General features: G+C 42.5%; 11 protein-coding genes and 2 pseudogenes. 7 read left to right on the top strand and 6 right to left on the bottom strand.

The annotated features are described in order from the left end of the window. The 4 genes and pseudogenes from ACE1AQ_RS15190 to ACE1AQ_RS15175 form a co-directional block, all read right to left on the bottom strand. Nucleotides 1–133: pseudogene (locus ACE1AQ_RS15190) on the bottom strand (cobalt-precorrin-5B (C(1))-methyltransferase); the annotation flags it as partial. A 73-nt stretch (nt 134–206) separates the two neighbouring features. Next, nucleotides 207–425 carry a DUF86 domain-containing protein gene (locus tag ACE1AQ_RS15185; RefSeq protein WP_106909215.1) on the bottom strand — a complete coding sequence of 73 codons (219 nt, stop codon included), beginning with the start codon at nt 423–425 and terminating at the stop codon, nt 207–209. Then, complete coding sequence (locus ACE1AQ_RS15180; protein ID WP_369751921.1) at nt 422–586, bottom strand: nucleotidyltransferase family protein; 165 nt, start codon at nt 584–586, stop codon at nt 422–424. Before ACE1AQ_RS15180 ends, ACE1AQ_RS15185 begins: the two co-directional genes overlap by 4 nt. A gap of 87 nt (nt 587–673) precedes the next feature. Then, nucleotides 674–898: pseudogene (locus ACE1AQ_RS15175) on the bottom strand (IS5/IS1182 family transposase); the annotation flags it as partial. Between the two features lie 559 nt (nt 899–1,457). Between ACE1AQ_RS15175 and ndhC the strand changes: the two are divergent. From ndhC to ACE1AQ_RS15160, 3 genes are read left to right on the top strand one after another with little or no spacing between them, the layout of a single operon-like run. Further along, nucleotides 1,458–1,820: a photosynthetic/respiratory NAD(P)H-quinone oxidoreductase subunit C gene (gene ndhC, locus ACE1AQ_RS15170; protein ID WP_002739390.1), complete on the top strand. Its 363-nt coding sequence runs from the start codon at nt 1,458–1,460 to the stop codon at nt 1,818–1,820. A 47-nt stretch (nt 1,821–1,867) separates the two neighbouring features. After that, nucleotides 1,868–2,611 (top strand): photosynthetic/respiratory NAD(P)H-quinone oxidoreductase subunit K, encoded by a 744-nt coding sequence (ndhK, locus tag ACE1AQ_RS15165; RefSeq protein WP_008206153.1) that lies wholly within the window; start codon nt 1,868–1,870, stop codon nt 2,609–2,611. Further along, nucleotides 2,612–3,115 carry an NAD(P)H-quinone oxidoreductase subunit J gene (locus tag ACE1AQ_RS15160; protein ID WP_008206156.1) on the top strand — a complete coding sequence of 168 codons (504 nt, stop codon included), beginning with the start codon at nt 2,612–2,614 and terminating at the stop codon, nt 3,113–3,115. An 80-nt stretch (nt 3,116–3,195) separates the two neighbouring features. Here ACE1AQ_RS15160 and ACE1AQ_RS15155 read toward each other — a convergent pair whose 3' ends face one another. Then, complete coding sequence (locus tag ACE1AQ_RS15155; protein WP_106909214.1) at nt 3,196–4,701, bottom strand: UbiD family decarboxylase; 1,506 nt, start codon at nt 4,699–4,701, stop codon at nt 3,196–3,198. A 180-nt stretch (nt 4,702–4,881) separates the two neighbouring features. Here ACE1AQ_RS15155 and ACE1AQ_RS15150 point away from each other — a divergent pair, with 180 nt between their 5' ends. From ACE1AQ_RS15150 to ACE1AQ_RS15135, 4 genes are all read left to right on the top strand, one after another. Continuing rightward, nucleotides 4,882–6,018 (top strand): ATP/GTP-binding protein, encoded by a 1,137-nt coding sequence (locus tag ACE1AQ_RS15150; protein ID WP_110543076.1) that lies wholly within the window; start codon nt 4,882–4,884, stop codon nt 6,016–6,018. Continuing rightward, nucleotides 6,015–6,569, top strand: a complete 555-nt coding sequence (locus ACE1AQ_RS15145) for a DUF3226 domain-containing protein (protein ID WP_371413451.1) — start codon at nt 6,015–6,017, stop codon at nt 6,567–6,569. Before ACE1AQ_RS15150 ends, ACE1AQ_RS15145 begins: the two co-directional genes overlap by 4 nt. A gap of 555 nt (nt 6,570–7,124) precedes the next feature. After that, on the top strand, nt 7,125–7,724 hold the full coding sequence (locus ACE1AQ_RS15140; protein WP_002752469.1) for a peroxiredoxin: 600 nt from the start codon (nt 7,125–7,127) through the stop codon (nt 7,722–7,724). Nucleotides 7,725–7,891: 167 nt separating this feature from the next. After that, nucleotides 7,892–9,151, top strand: a complete 1,260-nt coding sequence (locus ACE1AQ_RS15135; RefSeq protein ID WP_106909213.1) for an OFA family MFS transporter — start codon at nt 7,892–7,894, stop codon at nt 9,149–9,151. Nucleotides 9,152–9,267: 116 nt separating this feature from the next. Here the strand turns inward: ACE1AQ_RS15135 and ACE1AQ_RS15130 are convergent, their stop codons facing one another. Further along, entirely contained in the window at nt 9,268–9,615 is a 348-nt protein-coding gene (locus tag ACE1AQ_RS15130; protein WP_081504698.1) for a PEP-CTERM sorting domain-containing protein, read from the bottom strand. Nucleotides 9,616–9,808: the final 193 nt, after the last annotated feature.

Below are 9,808 nucleotides of genomic sequence, written 5' to 3'. Positions count from 1 at the left end.
CTGGCGGTTCTAAAAGATTAAAAGTAACGGAATTTAGCTCATTTTCGCCGTGGAGATGCTGGAGAGATGCGATCGCACTGGCACAGGCAAAAACTGGTAAAGTGTAACCGGAACGGGGTGGGGAGATAGACATGAATAGGGACTATAGCCAATCAAATTAGCCGTGATCTGATTATAGAACTAGGGGGCAACCGCTGCTATTTTTCTCAAAACCCTGCAATTTTACGCCAAGTAATTTCAGGATATTTTTTTCTAATCTCAGGAGAGCGTTGTTTAACAGCTTCTCCAATGACTTCAAAACAGCGAATCACAGCATCTTGAATTAATAAAGATTGATAGAATCTGTCTTTTCCCTCCTGTGTATAAGATTCGATTGGTTCAATTCTATCTAAAATATCACCTAAATAAATTAAGTCATCCTTCATAAAGGAATCACCTCTTTCATGATTCTTTCCCGAAAATAATCTCGCAAAATGTTAATAGCATCTACATCAACCTTACAGCCTAAATAATCTTCTAAGTCTTGAATTAAACCAATTCTATCTAATGAGTTGCGCCCTTGTTCCATTTCTACTAAAAAGTCAATATCACTGTTATTGCTGTCTTATCCTCTGGCAACTGCTCCAAATATTAGAATATTAAATGCTCGAAAACATCGAGCAATTTTTATAAAATTATCTTGTTTTTCTTGAAGAAGTTGATAGCGTTTGATTTTTATAATTATCTCTTTGACTAAAGCCTTGTTATACTCATTTTCTGAGTCTGTTATTTTTCCATTTTTCGGTTTTTTTTCGGTGTATAACTATTACTAGGGTATGGAAGCTCTTCCCTGATAACCACTGTATTCTCTGCTGGTAGTTAAAGGATGAAAACGAATTTGACTTTTTTTAAATAAACTCAAATAAGTAGTCGTGCCAAATTAATTTCCTAGTCGAGACAGGAGACAGGAGACAGGAGACGGGAGACAGCTATTAGGGATCGGATTTGAGTTTTCAGTTCACTGTTTCCTCACACCAGAAGTCTGACGGAGTAGTGGCTTAGATGTGTAATTAATTTTGCTTAGGTACTTAATGATCTATTGTCTTAAGCGATCGCTTTTCTTTTCTGGTGCATTAACAAACTATAGTAGGTCTGACAGCATTTCTCATCATTGAAACTGCCTGGGGGAAATTTTAGTACAAATGCTCGGACTGGTAACTCCGGCGCTCCCGTGCCATCTTAACGGGTAATCTGGATAGTCAATAGCTGATTACGGCCAATTCTTTGTCACCCCGTCAGAGCAAGAGCAAAGCAGGAACAGAAGCAAAGCTCAACCCAATGATTAGCTAATGGTATCGATAAACATCTTCAATGCTGCTTTTGAGAAGGAGACGGGTTGCTAAAGCCTCTATAATAAGTAGCCATAGAGATGCCGACAACTTCCCCTGTCGATAGCGAATAAGGAGAAAAAAAACCCAGTGTTTGTCCTCAAAGGTTACGAGTATTTTCTAGGATTTCTGCTCGCTTGCAGTTTAGTACCAATCCTATCCCTAACTGCCTCCAAAGTCCTGCGGCCTAGTGGTGGCGGTCCAGAAAGACGCACCACCTATGAATCGGGGATGGAACCGATCGGCGGTGCTTGGATTCAGTTTAACATTCGTTATTATATGTTTGCCCTTGTTTTCGTGGTTTTTGACGTGGAAACCGTCTTTCTCTACCCTTGGGCGGTAGCTTTCAATCAATTGGGCCTATTAGCTTTTGTAGAAGCACTGATCTTTATTGCTATCCTTGTGGTTGCTCTCGTCTATGCTTGGCGAAAAGGAGCCTTAGAATGGTCATAATGGCCATAATTTTCCTTATTTTTGACTTTTCATGAGAGGATAACCCGATGAGTCCCAACCCTACCAGCGAATTTAAGCAAATTATCGCACAACAAAGCGAAAAAATCCTCAATCCCATCGAACGTACGAAAGTTACCCAGGATTTATCGGAAAATGTCATCCTGACTACCGTTGATGACCTGTATAACTGGGCGCGTTTGTCAAGTCTTTGGCCGATGCTCTACGGTACAGCTTGCTGTTTTATCGAGTTCGCGGCCTTGATTGGTTCCCGTTTTGATTTCGATCGCTTTGGTTTAGTTCCCCGTTCTAGTCCCCGGCAAGCCGATTTAATCATCACTGCCGGTACAATCACCATGAAAATGGCCCCCGCTTTGGTGCGTCTGTATGAAGAAATGCCGGAACCTAAATACGTTATCGCCATGGGTGCCTGTACGATTACGGGGGGAATGTTCAGCAGTGACTCCACCACCGCAGTTAGAGGGGTAGATAAACTTATCCCCGTGGATGTCTATATACCCGGTTGTCCCCCCCGTCCGGAAGCGATTATCGACGCGATTATTAAACTGCGGAAAAAAGTCGCTAACGAATCTATTCAAGAACGGGGGACTGTCCTCCAGCAAACCAATCGTTATTACAGCACCACCCACAAAATGCAGCCCACGGAACCGATTCTTACGGGTAAATATCTACAATCGGCCACCCGTCAAGCACCTCCGAAAGAGTTACTAGAAGCCACCGGTATGCCTGTTCCCCCCGCTCTTTTGACCACGAAACAAAAGGAAGAAATTTAAATGACTGAAGAAACCACAGCTATTGTGCAAGCTGGCCCCACTTCGATTTGGTTAAGCGAAAATGGTTTTGATCATCAAGCTTTAGAAGCTGACCATAGTGGTGTGGAATTGATTAAAGTAGAAGCAGACTTTTTAATTCCTCTGGCCACTGCTTTATACGCTTATGGCTTTAATTATCTCCAATGTCAGGGTGCTTACGATTTGGGACCAGGGAAAGAATTAGTTAGTTTCTATCATCTGGTCAAAGTAACCGATAATGTCGATAGTCCCGTGGAAGTGCGCTTAAAAGTCTTTCTTCCCAGAGATAATCCCCGGGTTCCCTCGGTTTACTGGATTTGGAAAGCCGCTGACTGGCAAGAACGAGAAAGTTATGATATGTTCGGCATTATTTATGAAGGACATCCCAACCTGAAACGGATTTTAATGCCGGAAGATTGGGTCGGTTGGCCCCTACGCAAAGATTACGTTTCTCCCGAATTCTACGAACTACAGGACGCTTACTAAGTCGAGAAACTAATCACTAATATCGGGTTAGAAGATATTTCTACCCCGATTTTTGCTATTGACTATTTAGTCGGTTAAATCTACATTTCGTAGCCAAATTTATTGGCATCTACTTCTTGTAAATTAATATCGATTAAACCGTATTCTGACCAGCGTTGGGAAACCTTGACCGCCATGGCCGGATCCGACTCCAAAGGTTCCCCCCACTCGTGGTCTGTTTCAGGATACATTTTAGTGGTGGCATCAATTCCCATTCTCCCCCCCAAACCGACCTTTTCGCTGGCAAAATCGAGGCTATCAAAGGGGGTTTCCGGGAGAATAAACACATCGCGAACCGGATCCACTTTAGAACTAATTGCCCAAACCACTTGCCGGGGGTCGCGAATATTAATCTCCTTATCGACGACGATGACAAATTTAGTATAGGTGAACTGGGGTAAGGCACTCCAAAAAGCTAAGGCCGCTCGTCGCGCTTGTCCGGGATAGGCTTTATCAATGGAGATAATCGCCGCTTTATAGCTTAAAGCTTCCATCGGCAGGAAAAAATCCCTGATTTCCGACACCTGTTGCCGTAAAATCGGCGTATAAATACGATTAAGAGCGATCGCCATCATCGCCTCTTCCTTGGGAGGACGACCGCTAAAAGTGGTTAAATAAATGGGGTCGCGACGATGGGTCATGCAGTGGAAATGAATCAGGGGTGAATCTTCCACACCGCCATAGTAACCCATGTGATCACCAAAGGGTCCATCTGGCAATACCTCTCCGGGGGTAATTGTTCCTTCGAGGACGATTTCTGAGTCGGCCGGCACTTCCAAATCAAGGGTTTTACACTTGGCTAACTGTACCCCAGAACCGCCGTACAATCCCGCAAACAGCCATTCTGAGAGATCTACGGGGATAGGAGTGGCAGCGGCCATGATAATTAGAGGATCAACCCCCAAAGCGATGGCTATTTCTAGTTTTTTGCCCATTTGTGCCGCTTTTCGCAGGTGACGCGCCCCACCGCGCACGGATAACCAGTGGACGGTCATGGTATTGTGAGACTGTAGCTGTAAGCGATAGACACCGACGTTAGGGGTTCCCGTTTCGCAATCTTTAGTAATTACTAGCCCTAGGGTGATAATCTGGCCTGCATCGCCAGAATAGGGGCGAATCATCGGGATTTTCTTTAAATCTACTTCATCCCCTTCTAAAATCACCTGTTGACAGGCAGGAAAAAAGTTACGGTTGGGTTTCGCTTTCAGGACATCAAACAACACTTTACCAAAATCGATCGCTTGGGAGAGTTTTTTCGGCGGTTTCGGTTGCTGCAAGAGGGCGAGTTTTTTGCCTAAATCTTCCAATTCTTCGGGTTTATTCAGGTTCATCGCCCAACAGATGCGTTCTACCGTTCCCATCAGGTTAATAGCGACGGGAAACTCGGCCCCTTGCACGTTTTCAAACAGTAGGGCCGGTCCCCCCACCTGTAGCATCCGATTAGCGATCTCGGCAATTTCTAAATCGGCAGAGACCGATGCACTAATGCGGCGTAATTGCCCACGCTCTTCTAAAAGCTTAATAAATCCTCGTAAGTCTCTAGCCATGATGAAGAAATGTAAATAAATCCCTGTCTCTATTATCTCTTAGGGCGGCAGTTTCCGTCGGGGATAGTCACCGTTTTGAGAGTTTGAGGCGATTCTCGTCTAGAATTAAGGAAAAAAATCCCCATCTTGCCAGGGTCATTCCTAACCCTAAATTTATGCTTATCCAGCCAGGAGGTCAACATGATTAAGGATATTGAAATTAGTAATTTTAGATGTTTTGAGCATACCAAAATTGAAGGCTTTGAGCGAGTTAATTTAATTGGTGGTAAAAACAATTCAGGGAAAACTGCCCTGTTAGAGGCTTTAATTGTTGCTGACAAGCCTGAAAATATTTTATTTTTAAGATACTTGAGAAGAGAACCAATAAAAATTCATCAGGCATTACCAAAACAGACTTTTGAAAATTTATTTTTTAGGCAAAATCAGCCGCAAGAAATGTTGATTAAAACCCAAAACGAGAATAAACAAGAAACGGAAAATAGAATTATATTCTCTGAAAACATTTCAGAAGAGTTATCAAGAAGCACCAAAATATTTGGGTTATTTGGTGGATTAGATTTGTTATGGGATTTTATAGAAGGAGAATCGTATTTTCCAAAAGGTATAATACCTACTTTGCGATTTAATATAATCGATAAATTCTCAGAAAAGAGTGAGGAATTTATTATAATTGCCACACCCAAAAATTATTTAAATATTAGCTTGAATGGACAATACATAAAACCATTCGACTATAGCTCAGAAAGTGTCAAGAATATGCCAATAATCACAACATCAATGGGAGAAATTAATGCCGATCTAGTCGAAGATTATGAACTTATTGTTTTTCAAGGCAAAAAAAATGAAGTGCTAAATTCTATTCGCATTCTCGATCCATGTATTGAAAATGTTGAGAGTTTTTATCTTGGTTCACCTAGTTTATATCTGACTAGAAAAGGAGAAAATCGTTTACCAATATCACTATTTGGAGATGCTATCAATCGCTTAGTTCAGATAATAATGAAATTAAAGGAAAGTTCTATTTTATTAATTGATGAAATTGAAAACGGTATACATTACACTAATCAAAGAGAGTTTTGGAAAACTTTATTCCGATTAGCTATCGAACTAGATAGCCAAATTTTTGCCACAACTCATAGTTTAGAGATGATCCAAGCTTTTGCCGATGTGGGGTTAGAATATTATCCAGAAGATGGGGCCTATTTTGAACTAGCAAGGAGTCCCAGAACTGATAAAATTATCGGTATTAAAAGTGAATTAGATATCTTAGATTACGCGCTCAAGCATAATGATCGAATCAGAGGTGAGACGGAATAGAACGAGAAAATTATCGTAGCCTTGAACAACGACTAAAACGACTTAATAACACCCTGCTTAAAGATGATATTCAAAAGATAGGTATTGTTTTAGATTTAGATGAACAAACCAGAGAAGAAAGACTTGCTCTGGTTAGTCAATGTATTCAAAGAGTTTTTAGAGAAGCAGTCAGGATAGATGATACCCAAAAGCTATTTCAATTAAATGCTTCTACGAATACTCAAATAGGTTGTCATTTTCTTCATGTTAATGAACAGGGGGAACTAGAGACAGTGTTGAGAGAAATTAAAACCCAAGATTCTCCCCATGCTGATTGTGTAGAAGCTTGGCGATCCTGTCTTGCACAAAAAAATATTGATATAAATCGTAAAAAAATTGATAAATTGTGGATTCAAAACTATATCAGGGAAGATACACCATCACAGAATGAAAAAAGAGCGGCTAAGAAATATTGTAATTTATCCCATGCTTTAACCAAAAAAGACATTTGGAACTTTGAGCATGAGGTATTAAATGAACTCAAAGAATTTTTACAACTATTTGCTATCTAATCAAAAATCCCCCTAGAAATCTAGAGGTATCGAGGGATATATGGAGGGCAAGTTAATCGAGAATCACGTTGGCAAGGTTTGAGCTATCACCACTACAATAAAATCACTACCTGACATTGTAACCCAACCGCCGGAATAGGGACGCTATCCTATCGAGGCCGGTTAAACTCCTTATCGCTCTTCTGGAACTCTGGCAAAAATCTTACAGTCTCTCAACTCTGGCTCTCTTATGGGGTAAGCCTTCAAGCGAGTGCTAACTAACAGAAACCCGAAATTTGAGTTTTTATTAGCAAAAAAGTTAGCGTTCGCTTGTCAAGCAAGGGTTCCAGAATCTAGATTCGGTCAGGGATTTCCGAAAGTCCCAGAAAAGCCATAGGCAGTCCGAGCATTTGTACTAAAATTTCCCCTACGCAGTTTAAATTCAGTAGAGCTTACAACCTTCCCAACACCCAACTAACGGCCAACTACTCAAAATCGTTATGACTATGATATATTTGTTAAGGAATGTAAAAATAGTTGCATTTTCCCAGAAACTAGATTAAGGAGATTAAAAGTATGACCGCCGAAGGTTGCTTAAGAGTCGGACAAGCGGCGCCGGATTTCACCGCGACCGCCGTTTTCGATCAAGAGTTCAAAACCATCAAATTGTCGGATTATCGGGGTAAATACGTCGTTTTATTCTTCTATCCCCTCGATTTTACCTTTGTTTGCCCCACGGAAATTACCGCTTTCAGCGATCGAGTTAGCGAATTTAGCAGTATCAACACCGAGATTTTAGGGGTGTCCGTCGATAGCGAATTTGCTCACCTAGCATGGATTCAAACCGAGAGAAAATCCGGCGGTGTCGGTGATGTGGCCTATCCTTTGGTGTCGGATCTAAAAAAAGAAATCAGCACCGCTTACAATGTTCTTGACCCAGATGCGGGGGTATCCCTGCGCGGTCTCTTTATCATCGATAAAGAAGGTGTTATCCAACACGCTACTATTAATAATCTTTCCTTCGGTCGCAGTGTCGATGAAACCCTCCGCACTCTGAAAGCGATTCAATACGTCCAATCCCATCCGGATGAAGTTTGTCCCGCCGGTTGGCAAGAAGGCGATGCTACCATGGTTCCCGATCCTGTGAAGTCAAAAGTTTACTTCGCGGCAGTTTAGTTAAAAGTCCTCAGCAGTCCCTCAGCTATAGATGGAAGGACACTTTTACGGGGGTGAATTATTTCACCCCTCATTTTAATCGGAAAATTTTCTGGAAAATTTGGCCCATTAGCCATGACCTCATCTAGAATACTGGTCAGCAAGTCTAGAAAGAGTTACGGCGATCTATGACTACCAGTAATTATGATTCCGAGTTGACAGTTTTGGGATTACCCGCAGCCAAAGGTAGATGGTTATTAATACCTCTAGGAATGGGCGTTTTACTCTGTTTAGGGACGGTGTACTCTTGGAGTATCTTTAGAAAACCCCTAGAAACAGAATTAAATCTCAGTGCCACGGAAAGCCTATTACCCTACACTGTCGCCCTAGTATTTTATGCCGCTTCTATGCCGATTGCCGGTTTTTATATCCCCCGGGTAGGTACTCGCCGGATGACCGCTATCGGCGGAATTATCGTCGGTTTGGGCTATATTCTCGCTAGTTTTGCCGCTCAGATCCAGACAATTATTCTGACCTACGGAGTCATTGCTGGCACGGGAGTCGGCATCGCTTACGGTGTTCCTATGGCAGTGGTGGCGCGCTGGTTTCCCGACAAAAAAGGTTTAGCGGTGGGTTTAACCATTATCGGATTTGGCCTTTCTCCCCTGATTACCGCACCTTTAGCCAATCGATTGATCAATGAATATAGCGTTAGACCAAGTTTAAGATTTTTGGGGATTATCTTTACAATAATTATTGTGATAATTGCCCTCACCCTGAAATTACCCCCCCAGGACTGGCAACCTCCCGCCAATTTAGCTAATCGAACATCGGACTTTCAGGCCAATTATCCGGTGAATATGCTGAAAAGTCGCTCATTTTATGGCTTATGGCTTTGCTATGCCATTGGTGCTTTAATTGGCTTGAGTGCTATCGGTATTTCTAGTCCCGTCGCCGAGGAAATTATCCAGATTGAGCCGGGGTTAGCCGCTAGTAGTGTGGCTTTATTTGCTTTGTTTAATGGTATTAGTCGTCCTTTGTTCGGTTGGTTAAGCGATCGCTGGAAACCCCATTATCTAGCGATCGGAGCCTATACACTCATTTTGATCGGTTGCCTGTTGATGGTCAAGGCCGAAAAAGGGGCGGTTACTAGCTATCTAGTGGCTTTTTGTCTATTTTGGTTTTGTTTAGGGGGATGGTTAGCCCTAGCTCCCGCTACCACTCTCCACTTCTTTAATCCTGACCACTACGCCCAAAATTACGGTCTTGTTTTTACTGCCTACGGTGTCGGCGCTTTGATCGGCACTTTAGTAACTGGTAGAATTCGCGATTGGTTCGGTACTTACACTTATGCTTTTTATGCTATGGCTGTATTGGCAATACTGGGCATTTTTCTGGCTAGTGCCTTACTGAAAAGAGAGCGAGCGCAGCTAATCAATCCTAGCTAGGGGAGTTTTACTCACATCCTGATTAGCCAGTTAATCTTAGCCTGGAGTAGATACTGCTGCCATTTTATCTCAATTAACAGTAAAAGTTGGCTACAGATAACTAGGATTACCATGATTCAGCCAACCCTATTTAGGTAGCGATCGCCGTCATTGGAGGGCTTCAGTTTGCGTTTGAGGGTAAAAGTTGCGCCGATTGTGCCGAGGGCGAGGAGGCTGAGGATAGAGGATGGTTCGGGGACTGACATAGGTCCCTCACCCGGACCATACTGATTCAGGCGGAAGTTATTGAGATGGGGACTGGTAGCGAGCCAGTTAGGACTTTCTTCAGTTGGTATGGTTCTGTCAGGCAGCACGTTGGTGATGTGATAGGTATTCATGATGTTTAGGTAATCTGGCAGGGTCGTACTTGATGTCCATGACCATTCCAGAACAGTTGAAAAGTCGGCAGCACTAGCTGTTGCCATCCCTCCTAAAGTCGCTACAGTACCGCCTCCAGCAAGTGCAATATTGAATAACTGGCTCTTCTAGGTTCTGTGTGATAAGTTTAACTTATATAGGATCGATCAATCTTTGTGTCCTTTGTGTCTTTGTGGTTCCTTCCACTCGCTCGCTAGGAAGAATGTATCTTAGAATACATTTTGCCCACCAAACCTAAGA

This window comes from Microcystis sp. BLCC-F209 (genome assembly GCF_041928595.1).
Lineage (GTDB): Bacteria > Cyanobacteriota > Cyanobacteriia > Cyanobacteriales > Microcystaceae > Microcystis.
This window is presented reverse-complemented; position numbering and strand designations above follow the sequence as displayed.

Excerpts from the sequence above, each read along its gene's own strand:
- ACE1AQ_RS15160 (WP_008206156.1), top strand. The coding sequence starts at position 2,612 with ATGACTGAAGAAACCACAGCTATTGTGCAAGCTGGCCCCACTTCGATT.
- ACE1AQ_RS15150 (WP_110543076.1), top strand. The coding sequence starts at position 4,882 with ATGATTAAGGATATTGAAATTAGTAATTTTAGATGTTTTGAGCATACC.
- ACE1AQ_RS15155 (WP_106909214.1), bottom strand. The coding sequence starts at position 4,701 with ATGGCTAGAGACTTACGAGGATTTATTAAGCTTTTAGAAGAGCGTGGG.
- ACE1AQ_RS15140 (WP_002752469.1), top strand. The coding sequence starts at position 7,125 with ATGACCGCCGAAGGTTGCTTAAGAGTCGGACAAGCGGCGCCGGATTTC.
- ACE1AQ_RS15185 (WP_106909215.1), bottom strand. The coding sequence starts at position 425 with ATGAAGGATGACTTAATTTATTTAGGTGATATTTTAGATAGAATTGAA.
- ndhK (WP_008206153.1), top strand. The coding sequence starts at position 1,868 with ATGAGTCCCAACCCTACCAGCGAATTTAAGCAAATTATCGCACAACAA.
- ACE1AQ_RS15130 (WP_081504698.1), bottom strand. The coding sequence starts at position 9,615 with ATGGCAACAGCTAGTGCTGCCGACTTTTCAACTGTTCTGGAATGGTCA.
- ACE1AQ_RS15135 (WP_106909213.1), top strand. The coding sequence starts at position 7,892 with ATGACTACCAGTAATTATGATTCCGAGTTGACAGTTTTGGGATTACCC.